Below are 20,949 nucleotides of genomic sequence, written 5' to 3'. Positions count from 1 at the left end.
CATCATACCTCCACTAAAATGTTGTCAATCAAACGGGCTTTGCCAACCCTGGCTGCCAATGCGATCACTATCCTGCCTTCCAAATACTCTAAAGGTTCCAGGTGCCTGGCTTCCCTGACTTCAATATATTCTGTTCTAATCAGCGGCTCCGACTGTAGGATACGGGCAATTAAATCCCTAATTTTTTCAGGGCTGCGTTCGCCATTTACAATCTCTTCCTTCGCTTTAAGCAGGCTTTGCTGCAAAAGAGGAGCAGCCTTTCTTTCCTCCGGGTTCAAGTAAACATTTCGAGAACTAAGGGCCAAACCATCCGGCTCCCGCACCGTAGGCAGCCCAACAATCTCCACATCCAGGTTAAGGTCCTCCGCCATTTTCCTGACCACTACCAGCTGTTGATAATCTTTTTGCCCGAAATATGCCCTATCAGGTGTAACTATGTTAAACAATTTAAGGACAACGGTAGTAACGCCTTTAAAATGTCCCGGGCGAAATTGGCCGCACAGGCCGCTGGTCAGCTGTTCTACTTCCACATAAGTACTAAACCCGTTAGGATACATTTCAGCATCAGCAGGTATAAAAACAGCATCTACCCCAATCTCCCCGGCAAGCGCCAAGTCCCTTTGCTCATCCCTGGGATAACTGGCCAGGTCTTCCTGCGGCCCAAACTGCAAGGGGTTGACATAAATACTCACTACAACGGTATCCCCGCTATTTTTGGCCTCACGCATCAATGCTAAATGGCCTAGATGAAAATACCCCATTGTCGGTACCAGGCCGATGACTTTCCCTTGGGCTTTTTTTTGACGAACGAACTCCTTAATCTCTGCAACTTTCCGAAAGACCTCCATCAAACTGCCTCCTAGTATAATTTGCATATTTTTTCCTTCTGGCCGGTGTACGAGTGCTCCAGGTCGGGAAATATACCTTCGTTAACCTCAGCAACAAAGGTTTGCAAAGCTTCCTGCACAGCAGCATGCAGATCGGCATATTTTTTGACAAATTTAGGCGTAGGCGTGTCGTTTATGCCCAAAAGATCATAAGTTACCAAGACTTGACCGTCGCAGTACGGGCCCGCTCCAATGCCGATAGTAGGTATGCCTATCCCAGTTGTAATCCTTTCAGCCAGCCGGGCAGGGATGCATTCCAAAACAACAGCAAATGCTCCTGCCGCTTCCAAAGACTTAGCCTCCTGGAATAAAAGCCCAGCTTCCGCTTCTTCCTTGCCCTGCACCTTATATCCTCCAAGCTGCAACACCCTTTGCGGCGTAAGGCCGATATGTCCCATTACCGGGATACCAGCTTCAACTATTGCCTCTACGGTGCCGGTAACCTGGGCACCGCCTCCCTCAATCTTCACCGCGTGGGCCCCCGCTTGGATTAGGCTGCCGGCATTACGGATGCTCTCCGCTGTAGTGAGGTGGCAGGATAAAAATGGCATATCGGCTACGATCATTGCCCTTTTAGCCCCACGGGCAACAGCCTGAACGTGATGCAACATGTCCTCCATTGTCACTTGTAAAGTATGCTCGTAACCCAAAACCACATTTCCCAGGGAATCCCCCACCAGGATGCAGTCTACTCCGCTGAGGTCAACTGCTTTAGCCAAGGAAAAATCATAAGCGGTAAGCATGGTAATAGGCTTTTTTAGCTTCTTTTTTTCCAGAAGAGTGGTAATAGTTACTTTGCCTCCCAAATTGTTTCCTCCTAACCTTCAAAAATAAAAAAGCCATCCAGCAATGTACCGTCGCTTGGATGGCAAAATGAAATCCTAAGAAGCAAATAATAAATGAATACAAGCAATGAATAATAATAGCAAAAAGGCCCACGTTGACCGTGAGACCTTAAAAGGCACAAATAGCCCTTACCTTATTGCCGTCTCGGTCCATAAAGATCCAAGCGATTTTTTCTATAGAATTATAATGGGCATATCTGCAGGTATGGCTCTGTTTCGGATACCACCCTATTGTATTTAAAATAATACATTTGCCTGAAGATTACAAGTATGATATAAAAAGCATTATCCATTTAGCCGTGCGTCAATCTATTTTAATACCACATATTGTCCCTTGAAAACCGCCGCCGTTTTTTCCCCATCAGGTATTACTTTATTGTTGTTTAAAAAGGCTTTGCAGCATTTTGCAAAGCCTTGAATATACCAAGTCGAATACTAAATATTTTTAAACAAATTGGCCATCTCGATGGCAGTAAGGGCTGCGTCCCAACCCTTGTTGCCTGCTTTGGTGCCGGCCCGCTCAATGGCCTGTTCGATGGTGTCGGTAGTCAGGACACCGAAAATAACGGGCTTTCCCGTATCCAGGCCCACATGGGCAATGCCCTTGCTGACCTCGGCGCTTACATAGTCGAAATGAGGGGTGGCGCCTCTGATTACCGCCCCCAGGCAAATTACCGCGTCATAATCGGGGGAACCAGCTGCTTTCTTGGCAGCAATGGGTATTTCAAAAGCCCCGGGTACCCAAACCAGAGTTATGTCTTCTTCCCGCACTCCATGCCTGTGCAGTGAATCAACAGCCCCTTCAATCAACTTATTGGTGATAAATTCATTAAACCTGCTGGCAACTATGCAAAACTTCAGACCTGTACCGATTAAATTCCCTTCAATTTTCTTCATTTTATTCTTCCTCCTAATCTAACATGTGTTGGAGCTTGGTTTTTTTAGTCTTAAGATAACGCAGGTTTTCGCATTTCGGCGGTATTTTCAGCGGTACCCGCTCCACTATGGATAGGCCGTGGCCCTCGAGTCCCTTAATTTTTCGTGGGTTATTAGTCATCAGCTTAATTTTCCTAACACCCAGATCAGCCAGCATTTGGGCCCCGATGCCGTAGTCCCTCAAATCGGCCGGGTAACCTAAAGCCTCGTTGGCTTCCACTGTATCCAATCCTTGGTCCTGCAGTTCATAAGCCTGCATTTTGGCGGCCAGACCAATGCCTCTTCCTTCCTGACGAAGATAAAGAACCACTCCTTTTCCTGCTTCCTCAATAGCCTGCAGGGCCTGTTCCAGTTGTTCCCCGCAATCGCACCTCAAGGAACCCAAAGCATCCCCCGTCAAACATTCGGAATGTACCCTCACTAAAACCGGTTCATCGCCTGCCACCTCTCCCTTCACGATAGCCAGATGGGTGGAATTGTCCAGCAGGTTCTGGTAGGTAACCAGCTGAAAAGTCCCAAACCGGCTGGGCAGTTTGGCTTTGGCAATCCGACGCACCAGCTTCTCGGTTTTTCTCCTGTACTCTATTAAACTGGCAATTGTGCCGATTTTTAAATTATGCTTTTCGGCAAATGCCAGTAAATCAGGCAGCCTGGCCATGGTACCGTCTTCTTTAATGATTTCGCAGATCACCCCGGCTGGTTTCCAGCCGGCAAGCCTGGCCAAGTCAACAGAAGCTTCCGTATGTCCGGCCCTCTGCAAAACTCCGCCCTCTTTTGCCCGCAAAGGGAAAATATGGCCGGGCCGGGCAAAATCCTCGGGTTTAGCGGCAGGGTTGACCGCATGCTTGATGGTGGCTGCCCGGTCATAGGGAGAAATTCCTGTGGTTGTCCCATACTTTAAATCTATGGAAACAGTAAACGCGGTCCGTAAGGAGTCACTGTTTTCCCGCACCATTTCAGGCAGTTCCAATTCATCCGCCCTCTTTTTGTCCAGCGAGAGGCAAACCAAACCTTTACCGTGAGTGATCATGAAATTAATTGCTTCGGGAGTTACGGCCTCAGCAGCCATGACCAAATCCCCTTCGTTTTCCCTGTCCTCATCATCGACGATAATCACCATTTTGCCCTGCTTGATATCTGCTATAATCTCATCAATTGAATTCAGCATTTTGTTTCCTCCTTAGAAGCCTAGTTCCTGCAAATAGCTCAGAGTTAATTTGCGTTTGGGCTGCACTTCACGGTTTAACAAGGTGAATTTCTCGATATACTTGGCTAACATGTCGGTTTCCAGGTTGAGTTGGCTGCCTTTCCTTTTATATTGCAAATTAGTAAGGGCATAAGTATGGGGAATCAAAGACAACCAAAAGCTCTTTTCGTCTACTTTGGCCACTGTCAAACTGATCCCCTCAACAGCAATGGAGCCTTTCTCCACAATGTAGCGCATGGTGGAAGGCGGAGCGCCGATTTCAAGCAGTACAGCATTCTCCTCCCGGGCTATAGTCAGGATTTCTCCCGTGCTGTCCACATGCCCGCTGACAAAATGGCCGCCAAACCTGCCTTGGGCTGACATGGCCCGCTCCAAATTGACCTTATCGCCTGGTGACAGCTTCTCCAAAGTGGTTTTGCGGTAGGTTTCAGGCATTACATCAACGGTGAAGGAGGATTTATCCAAAGATACTACCGTCAGGCAAACGCCATTGACCGCGATGCTGTCTCCCAGCTTTGTTCCCTCTAACACCAGCGATGCTTGTATTCTGAGATAGTTTTTCGACTGTAATCTCTTTGCTTCCAGCACTGTCCCCAGCTCTTCTATAATTCCGGTAAACATTTTTGGTCACTCACTTTCTAAAGTAGCCGGTAACCAGCAAGTCGCCGGCCATGTTCTCGCAATTTAACTCTGCCAACCGGTAAGCTTCCGCCATAGATTGGACTCCCCTGCCTTCCACCGGCGTTTTAGCCTGTTGTCCGCCGACAATTTTCGGGGCAATAAAACAGTATAGTTTATCAGCCAATCTTTGCCGCAGGTAGGACTCGATAACAGTACCTCCCCCTTCCACCAACAAGCTCGTAACTTCTTTTGCTCCCAAGCGGTCAAGTAAACAGGACAGGTCCAAGAGTCCCGCGGAACTGGGCAGCTGCCAGACCAGTACCCCTTTTTCTTCCAGTCTGCTGATTTTTTCCTTGTCCGCATTTTCAGCACAACAAATTATAGTAGGGGCCGGAGAATCCAGATTTACGACATTGGAATTCAAGGGAACCCGCAAGCGGCTGTCAAGAATTACCCGGATTGGATCCTTGCCTTTTTTCCCGGGCAATCTGGTATTTAGGCTAGGGTTATCGCTTAAGACAGTATTAATGCCTACTAAAATAGCATCGGTCTCATCCCGCAAAGTATGGACATATGCTCGGGAAACTTCATTGCTAATCCATTTAGCATCTCCTGCAACAGTGGCTATTTTGCCGTCCAAAGTCATGGCCCATTTGAGGGCAACAAAAGGCCTCCCGGTGGTGATGTACTTGATAAATACCTCATTAAGTTTTTCCGCCTCTTTTTGCAAAACGCCCACAATAACCTTAATTCCAGCTTCCCGCAGCATTTTTATCCCCCGCCCGTTAACCAGGGGGTTCGGATCGGTCATAGCAACCACTGCTTCTTTTACCCCGGCTGCAATTATTTTGTTGACGCAGGGCGGGGTCCGGCCATAATGGCTGCACGGCTCTAAAGTTACATAGAGGGTTGCATCCCGGGCGGCAGGTCCTGCCTGCTCAAGGGCAATTACCTCAGCATGAGACGTACCTGCTTTTTGATGGTAGCCTTCGGCAATGATCCTCCCCTCCTTAACCACTACGGCGCCTACCATAGGATTAGGGCTTGTCCTGCCTTTCGCCAGGGCAGCCAGTTCTAAGGCCCTGGCCATTAAAGTACGATGGTCCAAAATTTCGCCTCCTTGCTCAAGCATCATGATGACTTGAGCCAACGGCCATCAGCCGTCAGCTATCAGCCATTAGCAATCCTGAAAATATCTGTAGAGTATATGTCCTGTTGCACCCACTTTCTGCATGTAAAGCATCTTTTCCCGTGTCTGGATATTAGTGAGTTTTGCTGGAAGCTAAAGGCAAGGCAGATTGACGTTCTTAGCTAACTTTCACGGAACAGCGGGTGCTATGGTTAACAATTTTTAAGGCAGTATTAATTTGGGCTAATCATAAAAATTTAAAACCCCCGGATAGGAAACCCAGGGGTGATAAACTAAAACAAGCTTCAACAGCTTAAGCTTCTCAATCCTTCTCCCATCCAGACTTTACTGTCGGCTTCGGAACCTCCCCGAATCAGCCTTGCGGCTCGCGGGCTTAGCTTTTTAAGCATCACCGCCGGTGTGGAATTGAGGCAGTCGCCTCTCACCAACCCCTGAAGGTATTCTGCTGTACGTTATTCTATACCAATATTAACTTTTTATACTGCAAGATGCAAGAGCCGGCTGCAATTTCCATAATTTAGTTGCCTATAACCTTCTGTGAAAAAAAGGATTGTTGTCCAATAGCCGGTACCCTGACGATTTCCTTAACCAGTTCTACTTCACCGATGGGGAAGATATGAACGCCGTGGGCAAATCGCTGCAGTTCCTCGTACAACTCTCGGGCTATCGCAATCCCTTCCTGGCGACCGCCGGCTTCTATCCTCTTTAACACCTCCGGCTTAATCTTGATCCCTGGAACTTTCTCATTAAAGTAACAAGCAAATTTGTAGCTTTTAAGCGGTAATAATCCAAAAAGGATAGGTAGATTGAAAGAATGGGTTACTTCCAAAAATCGTTCGGCAGTTTCCAAATCAAAAACCGGCTGGGTCTGGATAAAATTAACCCCTGCGTCAACTTTTCGTTTTAATTTTTCAAGCTCTTGAGCCAAATTATCGGCACCAGGGTTGGCACCGGCTCCAATAAAAAAGGTGGGGGCTGCTAATAATTTTTTGCCGCTCAAGTCCCTACCTTGGTTTAAGGCAGAGGCCGTCTTAATCAAACCGATGGAGTCCATCTCAAATACATCTTTAGCATGGGGGTGATCGCCCTTATCGGAGGGGTCCCCGGTAATGACCAAGATGTTGCGCACTCCAAGAGCGGCAGCCCCCAGAAGTTCGGACTGAATCCCTATACTATTCCGATCCCGGCAGCTCATGTGAAATACAGCCTCTATACCCAGATCTTGCTGCAGGATATGGGCCAAAGCAATGGGACTCATGCGTAAAGTTGCCATGGGGTTATCCGCAATGTTAATAGCATCCACATAATTGCGGATTGAGCTGGCGGCTTCCAACGTCGGTATGGGCTCAGCGCTTTTCGGCGGCTCCAATTCCACAGTAACAATAAATTTCCCCCAACGAATTTTTTCCCTTAAGGTATGAATCGCATATGCCATACAACTTACTCCTTTCCTTGTTAAACTTGTTCGGGATTAACCCGGCTACAAAAAACCAATTATTAAAAAAATAGCATTGTATACCGTATCCCAACGGTTACTTGAATTTCAGTCTAATTGTCTTCATAGCAAAGGCACCCTGTTGCCATGGAATATTTTTAAAATTTTACGAATATTTAAGCTAAATTATACTCCGCATGGGCTGCTAAGGAAAGTAAAATTTGCTCAATTTAACATTAAATTGTATAGTTTAATCTATTAAAAAAAGTTATAACCGGTTACTTTATAAAATTACAGATCAACGCTAATAAAAAGGGCGAGAGACAACCATAAAAGGCTGTCTTTCACCCTTTTTAAACCTTACTGACCTTCACCGCACATACTTTTAGTTCCGGTATTTTACAAACCGGATCGGTGGCTGAGTTGGTTAAAAGGTTAGTCGGCGTTTCGGCAAAGTGAAAAGTCATAAAGATATTTCCCGGGGGTACGTGGTCGGTAACCTGTACCGTACTTCTTACTTTACCCCGGCGGGACTCAACTTCAATGGTATCGCCATCTTTAATGCCATAAGCCCTGGCATCCTCCGGGCTCATCATAGCCAGTTCGTGGGAGTGCAGTTCGCCGATACCTTTGGAACGACGGCTCATGCTGCCGGTATGGAAATGGTACAACATCCTGCCGGTTATGAGGTTCAGAGGGTACTGGCTGTCCGGTTCTTCCGCGGGATTCCGGTACCGTACCACGTGGAACTTGCCTTTGCCCCTGGCAAATTTGTCGCGGTGCAAATACCGGGTCCCCGGGTGGTCCTCCGTAGGACAGGGCCACTGCAGGCCATGTTCTTCCAGCCTGGGGTAGGTAATTCCTCCGTAATGGGGCGCTACCCTGGCTATTTCAGCCATGATTTCTTCCGGGTTTCGGTACTGCCAAGGCGCACCCAGCCTGTTAGCCAGCGCCATGATTATTTCCCAGTCGGCCTTTGCTTCCCCCGGTGGCTCAACAGCTTTGCGCACCCTCTGAATCCGCCGTTCCGTATTGGTAAATGTACCCTCTTTCTCAGCAAAGCTGGCAGCCGGCAGCACCACATGGGCAAGTTTAGCAGTGTCCGTTAAGAAAATATCCTGCACTACCAGGAATTCCAGGTTTTCCATCGCCGCCCGGACATGATTGCCATCGGGGTCCGAGAGCATTGGGTTTTCTCCGATGATATACATGCACTTGATGCTGCCTTCATAAGCTGCCTCAAACATCTCGGTAACTGTCAGGCCCCGCTCACCTGGGAGCTCGGCATCCCAGTACTCGGCAAATTTTCTGCGGTTTGCCTCTTCACTTACCGGTTGGTAGGAAGGGTAGTAATCAGGCAGTGCCCCCATATCGCAGGCACCCTGTACATTGTTTTGGCCCCGCAGCGGATCTACCCCGGTACCGGACCGGCCCACATTTCCGGTGAGCACAGCCAGATTGGCCAGCGCAAACACGTTATCGGTGCCCGAGGTGTGCTGGGTAATGCCCATGGCATAAACGATGGTGGCCCGCTGGGCGGAAGCGTACATCCGGGCAGCCTGAACCAGCAGCTCAGGATCCACCCCGGTGATTTCCGCCACCCTCTCCGGGGTATACTCTTCAATCCCTTTAACCCATTCTTCAAAACCTTCGCTCCGTTCCTGGACAAATTCTTTATCCCACAAATCCTCCTTTAGGATGATATGGGCCAAGCCGTTGAGCAGCGCTACATTGGAACCGGGCTTCAGGCGCAGCCAAAGGTCCGCGTACCTGGTGAGCTCGATTTTTCTCGGGTCAACCACAATCAGCTTGGCGCCGTCTTTAACCACCTGCTTGATGCGGTAACCGGTTACGGGATGGGCTTCGGTGGTGTTGGCGCCGATCAAGAGAATTACTTCTGTTTCCAACAGTTCGTTGATGGAATTAGTCATTGCCCCACTGCCGAAAGCGGTGGCCAGACCGGCCACAGTGGAGCTGTGTCAGAGACGGGCACAATGGTCGATATTATTGGTGTCCAGCACACTCCTCATCAGCTTCTGCATCAGGTAGTTTTCTTCATTGGTGCATTTGGCGGAGCTTAAGCCGGCAAAGGCCTGTCCGCCATAGGTATCTTTAATCGTTTTAAAGCGTGCTGCCACATAATCAAGGGCTTCATCCCAGGTGGCAGGGCGGAACTCCCCGTCTTTTTTGATCAGAGGCTGGGTCAAGCGGTCGGGGGAATGCACAAAATCCCAGCCGAACTGCCCTTTGACGCAGAGATGGCCTAAGTTGGAACCTGCAGTATCTTTGGCCACGCCGATGATCCTGCCGTCGTATACTTTCAGCTTTAATTGACAGCCTACCCCGCAATAAGGACAGGTAGTCTTGACTTTTGTAATTTCCCAGGCCCGGCCGTTCCACAGTTCCGACTTGGGCACCAGGGCAGCTACCGGGCAGACGTTGACACACATCCCGCAAAAGGTACAGGTAGTATTCTGCAGCTTGTCATCATAGGCAGAAGTTACCTTGGAGTCAAAACCCTTTTCCATGAAATCATAGACATGGGCGCCGTTGATTTCGGCGCAGACCCGCACGCATTTGCCGCAGACGATACATTTGGAATAATCCCTGATGAAAAAGGGGTTGCTGTCATCGATGACGTAACTTTTCTTCTCCCCCTGGTAAGGGGTGTCTTCCACCTGGTAGCGGTAGCAGTAATCCTGGAGGCGGCAGTCGCCGTTTCTTGGACAGGTCAGACAGCGCAGGTCATGGTTGGCAATTAGCAGGCGCAGCACATCCCTTCGGGCGCTGATTACCCGCTCCGATTCAGTCTGGATTTCCATTCCCTCTTGAACAGGAGTTGCACAAGCGGCCAAAAGCTTTCGAGCCCCTTTCACCTCCACGATACACAGGCGGCAGTTGCCGGATATGGATAGTCCTTTTTCATAGCACAGGGTGGGAATATGGATACCGTTTTCTTCGGCCACCTGCAAAATGGTGCTGCCCACCTGTGTACTATATTGTTGTCCGTTTATTGTTACAGTGATTTTCTGCATGCTATCACCTCTCTTAAGTGAGCTGTCAGCTATCAGCCACCAGCTATCAGCTATTAGCCACAGGTTAGAATTTCTGGTTTAGCAAATGAAATTGCCAAAACAAGCTGATGGCTGAAGGCTAATTGCTGATGGCCCTCATTCATATTACCTGCTTCATTTCATGATTGCTCCAAAAGGACACTTTTCAAAGCAAATGCCGCACTTGGCGCACTTTTCCGGGTCAATCACATGGGCTACCTTTTTCTCCCCTGTTATGGCGCCCGCCGGGCAGTGCTTTTTGCAGATGCCGCAGGCTTTGCATTTCTCCGCCAGCACCCGGTAGCTGGTTAAAGCTTTGCACACGCCAGCCGGGCAAACCTTATGCTTTACATGCAGCTCATATTCTTTCCGGAAATACCGGATGGTGCTTAAAATAGGGTTTGGCGCCGATTGCCCCAACCCGCACAGGGAAGTATCGATCACGTTTCTGCCTAAACTTTCTAACAGCTCGATGTCTCCTTCCCTTCCGTTGCCGCCGGTGATGCGCTCCAGGATCTCCAAAAGCCTCTTAGTTCCTTCCCTGCAGGGGGTACATTTCCCGCATGATTCCGTACGGGTGAAGGTTAAAAAGAAACGGGCCAAATCCACCATGCAGGTGCTTTCATCCATTACCACCAGCCCGCCGGAACCCATCATGGCCCCCGCGCTAATGAGCGAATCGTAATCAACTGGCAGGTCCAAGTGCTCTTCCGTCAGACACCCCCCCGACGGGCCACCGATCTGCACCGCTTTAAACTCCTTTCCTCCCCGGATCCCACCGGCAATGTCAAAAATGATTTCCCGCAGCGTAATCCCCATAGGCACTTCCACCAAGCCCGTATTGTTGATTTTCCCGGTGAGAGCAAATATCTTCGTCCCTTTGCTCTGCTCAGTGCCAATTTGGGAATACTTGTGGGGCCCCAAGCTAAAAATCACCGGAATGTTGGCGAAAGTTTCCACGTTGTTGATCAGGGTAGGCCTGTCCCATAAGCCTTTGACAGCCGGAAAAGGGGGGCGGGGCCTGGGCATACCCCTGTTGCCCTGGATAGAATTGATTAATGCTGTCTCTTCCCCGCAGACAAAAGCCCCGGCCCCATGCTTCAAGCGGATGGTGAAGGAAAAACCGCTGCCCAGGATGTTCTCACCCAAGAATCCTTCCTTTTCCGCCTGCTCAATAGCTACGGCCAACCTTTTTACCGCCAGGGGATACTCGGCACGGATGTAAATGAAGCCCTCCCTGGCGCCTGTGGCATAGCCAGCTATGATCATTCCTTCCAGCACTGCATGGGGGTCGCCCTCCAGGAGACTCCGGTCCATGAAAGCGCCTGGGTCGCCTTCGTCAGCATTGCAGATCACATATTTTTTATCTCCGACGGCATTCCTGGTGGATTCCCATTTGATCCCGGTGGGGAACCCACCCCCTCCCCGGCCCCTGAGGCCTGACTGCTTAACCCAATCCACTATATGCTGCCCGTCCATTTGTAAAGCCAGGGTCAGAGCTTTGTACCCGTCTCTGGCCAGGTAGTCTTTGATATCCTCCGGGTCAATCAAGCCGCAATTTTTGAGCACCAGGCGCTGTTGTTTTTGGTAAAAAGGAATCTCATCCCTCCGTAGCACCCGGCACCCCGATACAGGGTCTACATAAAGCAGTCCTTCCACTGCTTCTCCTTTCAATAGCCCAGTAACCACTTCCTTGGCTTTATCGGGAGTTACCTGGGCATAAAAAGTACCCTCAGGTTCAATGATAATAACCGGCCCTTGTTCACAAAAACCGTGGCACCCGGTAAATGCCAGCTGATATTCGGCCAACTCATCATGCCGGCGCAGTTCCTCTTCCAGTACATCATAAGTAGAGCGGGACTTAGAAGAAATGCAACCTGTACCCCCGCACACCAGGATTCGTTTATTGCTCATGGGGCTTATCTCCTTTGTAACTTGCTAAGAGCTCAGGAATTTTTTCCGGGCTCATTTTGCCATGAGTATCATCATTTACCATGACCACCGGTGCCAAGCCGCAAGCTCCCAAACAAGCTACAGATTCGATAGTAAACTGTAAATCCTTGGTGGTGCCACCACGGCCAATTCCCAGCTTTTCCTCGAATTTCTCCAACACCGCAAGGCCGCCCCGCACATGGCAAGCGGTCCCCTGGCAAACCCGGATGATGTTTTTCCCCCGGGGATGGAGGTGAAATTGGGAGTAGAAAGTAGCTACCCCCACTACTTTAGCCAAAGAAAGATCCAGGCCCTGAGCGATTTTTTCCATCACCTCCCGGGGAAGGTAGCCTACCAAATCCTGGGCTTCCTGCAGCAGCGGGACCAGACCCCCATCGGCCGTTCTGTATTTAGCAATCAGTTTTTCCAGCTCAGCGTGCAAATTGTCACTTAAGGTCTGCATTTCAACACCTCTCGCTTATACCTTTTTATGAAGATAAACAAACCAGTACACCAAGCCAACCAAAACCGCTCCTCCAATAATATTCCCCAATGTTACCGGCAATAAATTGCGCAGCACAAACCCGGCAACATTTAAATTGGCTAAATGCAAGTCGGGATAAGCAGCCAAAGCTGCCGCCGCTGCCTCGGGGTTAAGCTTGAGCAGCATACCGAAGGGAATAAAGTACATATTGGCAATACTGTGTTCAAATCCGGACGAGACAAAAGCCGTAACCGGAAAAATCACCGCCAGCACCTTATCCGTCAAAGTGCGTCCACTGTAGCTTAACCATACGGCCAGCACCACTAGGCTGTTAGCCAAAATGCCCCGCACAAACGCTATCCAAAGATCGCTGTTCACCTTATCGGCGGCAATCTTTATAGCTTGCGCCGCAAAGGCGTAATTGCCCAGTTTCCATTGTTCAGAAAAATAGATTAGAAGTACCGTTCCTATGGCCCCGAGAAAATTGCCAAGGTACACCAGGGCCCAGTTCCGCAAGAGCTGCCCGAAAGTTATTTTCCGCGTCATATAAGCTATAATCAACAAAGTGTTTCCCGTAAATAATTCTGCCCCGGCTACCACCACCAGGATTAACCCGAGGGAGAAAGCCAGTCCTCCCAGGAGCTTGGTAATACTGGGACCCAGGTGAGTATCGTAAATTACGACAGTATAAAACTCTCCCGCAAAAGCTATAAAGCTGCCGGCCAGAATACCCAGCATCACCGTACTGCGGATTGTATTCTTAGCTTTTTCCACTCCCAGGGTTTCAGCCTTGCGGGTAACGGCAGCCGGAGAGAGTAAATCAATGTTCAATCGATCATGCAATGGCATTATTCCACCCTTGACTTCATCATTATTATTACTTGAGACATTGTTCCCTTCAAAAACAAAGAATATGCCTTTTTAGCGAATTTAGCGAACTGCCGAGGTGTTTTTCCCTGGCGCATAATTTTGCCAAACAAAAATAAAGCAGGTAGCCATTAAAGCACCTACAGTAAAATGTAGCTTATAAAGTCTCACGTTATGTTTAATAAAAAAATGCCCCGGAGGGGCAAATAATTTATATTTTTTACAGTAAAAAGTAATTTTTACCAAGGTCATCCACAATAACCTTTTTATACAGCTGCATTAAGCCTTCTTTCCGCCCGTTCCACAACTGCTCCGATCTTCTTCTGTACGTCTTTCGGCAGGGGCTCGGGTTCGTAGTTTAGAATAATATCTTTAACTTTTTCGTTGGCTACTTCAGTTAATGTCTTGCTGCCTTGTCCTTTCCAAACTTCGTAGCTTTGGCGGTTGATCAAACTCGGGTTCCAAATTTCATACTTCATATGCCTTAATGACTGTTCTTCAGTGAAAAAGTGTCCACCAGGTCCCACCTTATCAATCAAGTCCACAGCCAAGGTATCTTCATCCACTCTGATGCCGCGCACCAGCCTCCTGGCCATGCCGATAATATCGTTGGCGATAGTTAAGAGCTCCAGGCTTGCTGTGGAACCATATTCCACATAACCCACGTCATGGTTCAGGTTTGGCCCGGACATGGCTGTCATGGCAATGGATATAGCTGCTTCAATAGCGGCTTGCTCGTCAGGAATGCAGGAATCGGTGCAGCCTGCGGTGCCGAACATGGGCAGCTTCAGGTAGTGGGCCATATCGGCCAGAGCCGACATCAGCAGGTTGAATTCGGGAGAACCATAGGAGAAAATGGTAGTTCCCATATCCATAATGGTAAAGACGCCGCCCATGATAAAGGGAGCCCCTTCGCGGGTGTTTTGGTGCAGCACCAGTCCGCTCAAACTTTCCGCCAGACCGTTAACTAATACTCCAGCCATAGTAGCAGGAACAGTGCCTCCGGCCATAACGCAAGGTGTATAGACTACCGGCAGGGCTTTCTTAGCAGCCAAAATCAATTTGGAAGCTGCTTCCCAGGCATGCTGCAGCGGTGAAATAGGTTCGGCATAAAGGGTCATAAATGGATTCTTGCGCAGTTCTTCCTCGCCGCCGGCAATGATTTCACACATTTCAATGATGTCTGCAAAGCCGTAGATGTCATGGGCAGTTGTGACAATAGGTTTGCCGGTGTTTAAGACCTGCACTTCAAATTGGTGCCTGTCGGAGATTAAGAGGGGCACATCCTGCACGATACCCAGTGACATTACAAAGTCCAGGTTGGGCAGCGCATCGATGACTTTGCAGGCCCAGCCCACCGATTCTTTAGTTGAGCGCTTTCTTTCACCGGTAAAGGGGTCATAGAAAAACGGAGTATCGGAACCTGTGCCAAAGTAGGCATTATGTCCTTCTAACAGCACATCCCGGGAACCGGTGCGGCTGTTGCAAAGTGTCACCCGGTGCGGTACTGTTCTCAAGGCCCGGTCCACCAGGTAGGACGGAATTCTGACACGAATACCGTCTACGTAGCAGCCGGCTTTCTTTAAAATTTCCAACGCCTCGTCATCGTGGAAAGTAACACCGGTACGCTCCAGCACTTCTTCTGCAGCCAAAAATATTTCTTCGCACTGGCTGGGGGAAAGAATGCTTAACATGGTGCTGGCGTTTGCTTTATAATTACTTCTGGTTCTCATTTATAATCGCTCCTTTCTATTCCTAATGCCTCACTTTAGAGAGTTTATACTTATTTCTTTTTTCGGGTAGCTTCCCTGGATTCGGCCCTTTCCACAATTGCTTTAATCTCCGCTAATGTTTTTTCCGGCAAAGGCTCAGGCCGGTGGTTATTGATAATATTCTGAGTCTTTTCCTTAACACGCTGCGCCATGGTCTTGCCGCCATTTGCTTTCCATTCATCGTAACGGAACCTGTTCATCAGTGTAGGCCTCCAAAACTCAGTCCTAAAATATTTCATGGTATGTTCTTCACCTAAGAAATGACCCCCTGGACCTACACAATCTATCACATCAACTGCCATTGTCTCATCATTAACCTGTATTCCCCTTAGAATTCTTTTGACCATTCCAATAGTTTCATCGTTCATAACAATCAGCTCTAGAGAGCCGGTAGCACCATATTCTAATTTGCCGCTTTTTTGAATAATGTTGGAGCCGCTTAAACCCCCTACTAAGAGTGAGGATGCTGCTTCCAGTCCCATCTGGGCATCAAAACATTTTGAATCGGAACAGCCAGCTATGCTGCTGCATAGCAGTCCCAAATAACTTGCTACGTTAGAAAATCCCGCCGCCAATAAGCTGGCTTCAGGAGCTCCGTAAGAGGGCATACCATCGGAAATATCTACAGTCGAAACAATACCTCCCATGATAAAAGGAGCACCTTCTCGTGCTAATTGGCTTACCACTAACCCAACCAAATTATCTGCCAACGCAATTAAAATTGTTCCTGCCAAAGTGACGGGAGCTACGCCACCGGCAAAGGTACTCGGAGCGTAGATATTAGGGATGCTATTCTTGGCCGCAAAAATTGTCTTATCAAGGGCTTCTTCAAAATGGCGCAAAGGGGAACTAGTTTCGGTATAGAAAATAATAAAAGGGTTCTGTTGCAGATCCTTTAAGCTTCCTGCAACAGCCGCAGCCATATCCAATATGTCCTGGCATTGTTTTACCCCATAGGCCGGTTGAATAATGGGCTTAGTTGTATTCCTGACCAGCGCCTCAAAAGCATGTACATCGGCCAAGGTTGGAGTAACGTCCATACAGGTGCCCAGTTCCATGGCAAAATCCATGTTTGGCATCGCATCAACTATCCGGCCAACTAGTTCAACATCTGATTTTTGCGGTCTTCGCCTTTCCCCGTTGAAAAAATCTATAATAAATTCGCTGCCCGAACCAGGACCATAGTAAATGTTATGATCTTCCAAGAACATGGTGCGCACCCCGTTACGATCGCTGATGACAATACGGGAAGGGACTGACCTAATAGCTTTTTCAACCACATATGAGGGAAAACGCACTCTAGTTCCGTCTACCCAGCAACCACCTTTAGCCAAGAGTTCCAGTGCTTCTTTACTATACACATCAGCACCAGTCCTTTCCAAAGTCTCCAGTGCACCTAAATATATCTCTTCACACTGGTCATCGCTCAACACTTTAAACTGAGGAGTCTGATTCACTTCGTAATTTGCCCGGACGTATAAACTTTTTGCAGTCATCAGTTACCACCCTTTCTGGTCTCTAAATTTTACTATTGTGTACCTATACACTAAGCTTTTTCCCACTATTTCTCCTATATGTCCACCTCCCGAAACTTACCTTAATTAAAAATGTTGCATTTTTTTACCAAATATTTTCATTCTACTGAAGTAGCAAGTTCTGTGCCAAAAATACAGTGAAAAACAAATTACCTCTAAAGCCAGAAAATACCGTAAAAAAAAGAAAGTTGCTCTTTATGCGGGCAACTTTAAAAAAGCAATAATACAAAATTTTTTGATTAAAATTAATAATTTTTTAAGCCTTAGCTAAAATTACAAAAATCATCATATTTCCTTACGTTTTTAGGAGCATCTATTTCGTCAAATACAATATGGCGTACATATAAAACTCCACAAATCAATAAACAAATTGCAAATAAATGCTCTAAAATATATATTGCTGTTAGGCCCATTAAATAGTCACCTCTTTAAGCACTTGTATTATTTTTATCTTCTTCTGCCTTGCTAAGATAAACTGATTCAACTTTACAGTATTTAAATTTAATAACATTGAATAACTAGGACTATATAGCTACAATTATATAAATCTCTCCCAATACTATACAGAGGCCTCGCGTTCTATCTCATGATATTGAGATAAATTTAAAGTAACAGCTATTTTATCAAGTACAGTATAAGCAATAACAGAGGCCACAATCCCGTTAATAGGCGGTACGCCCGGACTAAACTTTGCAACTAATGCACCAATTATATACGCAGATATTCCTACATAGTTAAATTTCTTAAATTTTACCTGAGAAAGCTTTGGATATTGCCTTTTATTCTTGATAAAGAAATCTGCCATGATCACGCCGCCAATAGGCGGAATAAATGTCCCCAGGAGAATAATATACGGGACTAGCCAGTTATACATGCCGGCAATAGCAAGCATAGTACCGATTGCAGCACCACCCAGGTTAAAAAGCCGGCGATTTTCTGTCCTAAACATATTGCATCCTGCAACTGAAAAGTTATAAATAGTATTATCCTGCGTTGTCCATACATTCAAAAAAAGCATTACTAAGGCAGGAAGCCATAGACCCTGTAGCAGCAGTACTTCCACAATATCAGGCTGCTGATAGACATATCCCCCAAAAGCACCTGCAAATATCATCAGCCCATTTCCCACAAAGAATGCTGCAAGACTAGATATTATTGCAATTTTTGCGCTTTTAGAAAACCTACTCCAGTTAGTAGACTGCGTTCCGCCACTGACAAATGTGCCAAATACTATCGTCAATGCTTGAGCAAAAGTTAAGTGCTCTTTTGGTACGATTTTAACTAAGCCTTCTAGTCCACCGACATCCCTGACAGAAATAATAAAACTCCAGATTATCAAAATGGTCATTGCCGGGACTGCCACTACCGATAATGCCTCTAATCCGCGGTACCCAATGTACGCTGTCCAGCAAAAGGCAAACCCAAAAAAAATCATAAAAGGTATTAATAAACTTTCACTTAGCCCCAGCATTTTAACAAAAACCATGGCTATGGTAGCTGTCCCCCAAGCATACCACCCTATCTGAGTAATTCCAAATACAAAGTCGGGCCACTTGCTGCCCCAATCGCCAAAACTGTAGCGTGAAAGAACCACAGAATTGTAGCCGGTTTTATATGCTATATATCCAAGTATGGCTACATAAATCCCAAGCAAAAAGTTTCCTATGAGCATAACTCCAACCAAATCAGGCCAAAATTTATAAGATACGCCCAATTTTCCACCGGCCCACATGGTAGAAGTAAAAAATGTAAAACCCAGTAATACAGTAGCCATAGAGTACATTCCCTTACGGGCATGTTCTGGCACTTCGCCTAATGGAAAATCTTGCCCTTCAGCATCACCTTGAGTTATCATCTTTTTTACAATTTCAGTGCTCATTTGCAACCCTCCTATTTTTAAAATTATATTATTGTTCTCATTTTTCTGATTTATTGGTCAAATTCTAAGACAATTCACTAAATTCTTTTGTCAGAAAAGAACTTATTTTTTCTACGACATTGTCTACAATAATTTTTCCTTTATCAGCAGAGCTAGACCTAGCAGTGTAGAGAGAACCAGAAGATGGCAATAATGAATCATGCAAAGGGAAACACTGGTAAGTCGGTGGATTAAAACTTTCATCAATGCTTAATTCTTGATGGACCAGTTCAGGTGCAAAATACATCATCAAAGAAGTTTCAGTAATGGCAGCATGCTCTAAGGCCCAACCGCGGAATTCAACTTCATCGAATATTTTCGCCAATAAATCAGGGTCTATATTGTCCCACCAGTTGCCAAGCAATACTTTAGGAAAAGCGTTTTTTGGGTTACGTAAAATCAAATCACAGGCTTCGGCTATAAAAGCTTCGTTTTCATAATGTGCATCCAGAATAAAGATCTTTTGCCAGCCATCAGCTAAAAACTCCGTTAATATATCTTTGACTAAAGATGTAAAAGTGGCGCCATTCAGATCAATGGTTCCAGGGAAAAGGGGCCCGCCGCCGCTGCTAGGCTGGGATTTATAGCCATAAGTTAGAGTTGGTGCGACAACTCCACCTACTTTTTCTGCAACCCGTAAAGCAAAGTTTGAAGCTATTATAGCATCTACACCGAGCGGCAGGTGAAAACCATGCTGTTCAGTGGAACCGGCAGGAATTATTAAAATACCATCTTTGGCTTTGGCTTGGTATTCTTTCCAGGTTAAGTTTTGGATTAAATAAGCATTCAAATTAGATATCCCTCCCCTTAATTAACATAATATAAAATAAAGCCTGACAAGACTTAATAAGATTTTCTGCGTTCCAGGTCTGCCGCGCTCCTGATGTAAACATAGAAGTCATTGTCAGGCTATGAAAACTGCAACTTGCAGCTCAACTCACTTTACAGAAATTATTTTTTCACAATATTATGCTCTGGGCCAACGGGGAAGCCGGTAATATTTTCTGCTCCGTTTTCTGTAATTACTAGGATGTCATGCTCGCGGTATCCACCTGCCCCTGGTTGTCCCTCAGGAATCATAATCATAGGTTCCATGGAAATGACCATGCCTGGTTCTAAGACAGTTTCAATGTCTTCGCGCAGTTCAAGCCCTGCTTCACGACCATAATAGTGACTGAGTACTCCGAAGGAATGGCCGTAGCCGAAAGTACGATACGGCAATAAGTTGTATTCACGATAGATTTCGTTTAATTCAGCGCAGACGTCTTTACATTTGATGCCGGGCTTAAGAATTTCAAGGCCACGCTTATATACAGCTATATTTATTTCCCAATATTTCATATGGGCATCAGATACATTCCCAAAGAACATAGTCCGCTCCAGAGCAGTATAGTAACCGGCAATCATAGAAAAAGTGTTGAGACTTAAGATATCTCCGTTTTGAATTTTTCTGGTAGTAGCCCAGTTGTGAGCACCATCAGTATTGATGCCCGACTGGAACCATACCCAGGTATCTCTTAATTCTGCATGGGGGTAGAGCTTGGCAATTTCACGGGTCATAGCCGCTGTGCCGACAAGGGCCAGTTCATATTCAGGCACCCCTTCGGCAATGGCTTCTTTAATTGCAAATCCTCCCACATCACATACATGCGCGCCGTTTTTAATATGTTGAATTTCCTCGGGGGATTTAATCATCCGGTGTTTCATTACCGCTTGGGCTACATCAACCAGTTCAAAATCAGGGAATGCATCCTGGATTTTTCTCCGCAGGTCTATTGTCATGTGATCCTCTTCAATTCCCAGACGACCCTTTTTAATACCAGCCTCCTCGCAAATGATTTTTTTGCAGGCATACTGGAAATTGTCCCGCTGCCAGTCGGTATAAACGATATTGTCGTCATAACTGCGACGCCAAGGCATGCCGGCATCAATATTTGCACTAACCGTTACATGTTTGTCTTGAGTGACAATAAGGCCGTAGTTCCTACCGAATGCCGTATATAAAAAGTCGCTGTAATAGTTAATGTTATGGTAAGAAGTAAACAATACTGCATCAATATCATTTTCAGCCATAAACTGACGTAGCTTGGCATTGCGCCGGTCCATCTCCGTCCTGGAAAAAGTGGGCTTGACTTTTTCTCCGTTGCGGATAATTTTAGTCCTTTCCAGATCGCTCATTTGCAACATATTGTTTCCTCCCCGGTTAATTTTAATTAATTATTTTGAAAAATGTGATAAATATAGCACCTAGCTTTATCCAGTACCCATCTAACTAACCTCCCCCTATTAAAGTTAATAAATCCCAAA

At 46.7% G+C, this 20,949-nt stretch carries 16 protein-coding genes and 1 riboswitch; all 16 genes read right to left on the bottom strand.

Annotation, left to right across the window (positions count from 1 at the left end):
• Positions 1-2: 2 nt before the first annotated feature.
• On the bottom strand, positions 3-848 hold the full coding sequence (gene panC / locus EYS13_RS13960) for a pantoate--beta-alanine ligase (RefSeq protein ID WP_227763938.1): 846 nt from the start codon (positions 846-848) through the stop codon (positions 3-5).
• An 11-nt stretch (positions 849-859) separates the two neighbouring features.
• Positions 860-1,693, bottom strand: coding sequence for a 3-methyl-2-oxobutanoate hydroxymethyltransferase (panB, locus tag EYS13_RS13955; RefSeq protein WP_227763935.1), 834 nt, complete (start codon positions 1,691-1,693; stop codon positions 860-862).
• Positions 1,694-2,167: 474 nt separating this feature from the next.
• On the bottom strand, positions 2,168-2,629 hold the full coding sequence (ribH, locus tag EYS13_RS13950) for a 6,7-dimethyl-8-ribityllumazine synthase (RefSeq protein WP_227763933.1): 462 nt from the start codon (positions 2,627-2,629) through the stop codon (positions 2,168-2,170).
• Between the two features lie 13 nt (positions 2,630-2,642).
• Positions 2,643-3,836, bottom strand: a complete 1,194-nt coding sequence (locus EYS13_RS13945) for a bifunctional 3,4-dihydroxy-2-butanone-4-phosphate synthase/GTP cyclohydrolase II (protein WP_227763931.1) — start codon at positions 3,834-3,836, stop codon at positions 2,643-2,645.
• A 12-nt stretch (positions 3,837-3,848) separates the two neighbouring features.
• Positions 3,849-4,496: a riboflavin synthase gene (gene ribE, locus EYS13_RS13940; protein ID WP_227763930.1), complete on the bottom strand. Its 648-nt coding sequence runs from the start codon at positions 4,494-4,496 to the stop codon at positions 3,849-3,851.
• A gap of 10 nt (positions 4,497-4,506) precedes the next feature.
• The gene (gene ribD / locus EYS13_RS13935) at positions 4,507-5,604 is read right to left on the bottom strand and encodes a bifunctional diaminohydroxyphosphoribosylaminopyrimidine deaminase/5-amino-6-(5-phosphoribosylamino)uracil reductase RibD (RefSeq protein ID WP_277998211.1); all 1,098 of its coding nucleotides are present in this window, start codon (positions 5,602-5,604) and stop codon (positions 4,507-4,509) included.
• A gap of 343 nt (positions 5,605-5,947) precedes the next feature.
• Positions 5,948-6,089, bottom strand: a riboswitch (FMN riboswitch).
• A gap of 74 nt (positions 6,090-6,163) precedes the next feature.
• Positions 6,164-7,081, bottom strand: a complete 918-nt coding sequence (locus EYS13_RS13930; protein ID WP_227763928.1) for a methylenetetrahydrofolate reductase — start codon at positions 7,079-7,081, stop codon at positions 6,164-6,166.
• Positions 7,082-7,434: 353 nt separating this feature from the next.
• Positions 7,435-10,116 (bottom strand): formate dehydrogenase subunit alpha, encoded by a 2,682-nt coding sequence (fdhF, locus tag EYS13_RS13925; protein ID WP_227767957.1) that lies wholly within the window; start codon positions 10,114-10,116, stop codon positions 7,435-7,437.
• Between the two features lie 153 nt (positions 10,117-10,269).
• Entirely contained in the window at positions 10,270-12,048 is a 1,779-nt protein-coding gene (locus EYS13_RS13920; RefSeq protein ID WP_227763926.1) for an NADH-quinone oxidoreductase subunit NuoF, read from the bottom strand.
• A complete protein-coding gene (gene nuoE, locus EYS13_RS13915; RefSeq protein WP_227763925.1) occupies positions 12,038-12,529 on the bottom strand; it encodes an NADH-quinone oxidoreductase subunit NuoE in 492 nt (163 codons plus the stop codon). The genes EYS13_RS13920 and nuoE overlap by 11 nt, the downstream gene beginning before the upstream one ends.
• 15 nt (positions 12,530-12,544) lie before the next feature.
• On the bottom strand, positions 12,545-13,399 hold the full coding sequence (locus tag EYS13_RS13910) for a formate/nitrite transporter family protein (RefSeq protein WP_423055283.1): 855 nt from the start codon (positions 13,397-13,399) through the stop codon (positions 12,545-12,547).
• Positions 13,400-13,683: 284 nt separating this feature from the next.
• Positions 13,684-15,150 carry a trimethylamine methyltransferase family protein gene (locus EYS13_RS13905; protein ID WP_227763921.1) on the bottom strand — a complete coding sequence of 489 codons (1,467 nt, stop codon included), beginning with the start codon at positions 15,148-15,150 and terminating at the stop codon, positions 13,684-13,686.
• A gap of 50 nt (positions 15,151-15,200) precedes the next feature.
• Positions 15,201-16,685 carry a trimethylamine methyltransferase family protein gene (locus EYS13_RS13900; protein ID WP_227763918.1) on the bottom strand — a complete coding sequence of 495 codons (1,485 nt, stop codon included), beginning with the start codon at positions 16,683-16,685 and terminating at the stop codon, positions 15,201-15,203.
• A 598-nt stretch (positions 16,686-17,283) separates the two neighbouring features.
• Complete coding sequence (codB, locus tag EYS13_RS13895) at positions 17,284-18,603, bottom strand: cytosine permease (protein ID WP_227763916.1); 1,320 nt, start codon at positions 18,601-18,603, stop codon at positions 17,284-17,286.
• Positions 18,604-18,667: 64 nt separating this feature from the next.
• Complete coding sequence (locus EYS13_RS13890; RefSeq protein ID WP_227763913.1) at positions 18,668-19,432, bottom strand: creatininase; 765 nt, start codon at positions 19,430-19,432, stop codon at positions 18,668-18,670.
• Between the two features lie 161 nt (positions 19,433-19,593).
• The gene (locus EYS13_RS13885) at positions 19,594-20,829 is read right to left on the bottom strand and encodes a M24 family metallopeptidase (protein WP_227763911.1); all 1,236 of its coding nucleotides are present in this window, start codon (positions 20,827-20,829) and stop codon (positions 19,594-19,596) included.
• Positions 20,830-20,949: the final 120 nt, after the last annotated feature.

Origin of the sequence: Zhaonella formicivorans, assembly GCF_004353525.1 — a bacterium.
Lineage (GTDB): Bacteria > Bacillota > DUOV01 > DUOV01 > Zhaonellaceae > Zhaonella > Zhaonella formicivorans.
This window is presented reverse-complemented; position numbering and strand designations above follow the sequence as displayed.

Coding starts and splice junctions, on each gene's coding strand:
- panC (WP_227763938.1), bottom strand. CDS start 848: ATGGAGGTCTTTCGGAAAGTTGCAGAGATTAAGGAGTTCGTTCGTCAA.
- ribH (WP_227763933.1), bottom strand. CDS start 2,629: ATGAAGAAAATTGAAGGGAATTTAATCGGTACAGGTCTGAAGTTTTGC.
- EYS13_RS13945 (WP_227763931.1), bottom strand. CDS start 3,836: ATGCTGAATTCAATTGATGAGATTATAGCAGATATCAAGCAGGGCAAA.
- ribE (WP_227763930.1), bottom strand. CDS start 4,496: ATGTTTACCGGAATTATAGAAGAGCTGGGGACAGTGCTGGAAGCAAAG.
- EYS13_RS13930 (WP_227763928.1), bottom strand. CDS start 7,081: ATGGCATATGCGATTCATACCTTAAGGGAAAAAATTCGTTGGGGGAAA.
- EYS13_RS13920 (WP_227763926.1), bottom strand. CDS start 12,048: ATGAGCAATAAACGAATCCTGGTGTGCGGGGGTACAGGTTGCATTTCT.
- nuoE (WP_227763925.1), bottom strand. CDS start 12,529: ATGCAGACCTTAAGTGACAATTTGCACGCTGAGCTGGAAAAACTGATT.
- EYS13_RS13910 (WP_423055283.1), bottom strand. CDS start 13,399: ATGCCATTGCATGATCGATTGAACATTGATTTACTCTCTCCGGCTGCC.
- EYS13_RS13905 (WP_227763921.1), bottom strand. CDS start 15,150: ATGAGAACCAGAAGTAATTATAAAGCAAACGCCAGCACCATGTTAAGC.
- EYS13_RS13900 (WP_227763918.1), bottom strand. CDS start 16,685: ATGACTGCAAAAAGTTTATACGTCCGGGCAAATTACGAAGTGAATCAG.
- codB (WP_227763916.1), bottom strand. CDS start 18,603: ATGAGCACTGAAATTGTAAAAAAGATGATAACTCAAGGTGATGCTGAA.
- EYS13_RS13885 (WP_227763911.1), bottom strand. CDS start 20,829: ATGTTGCAAATGAGCGATCTGGAAAGGACTAAAATTATCCGCAACGGA.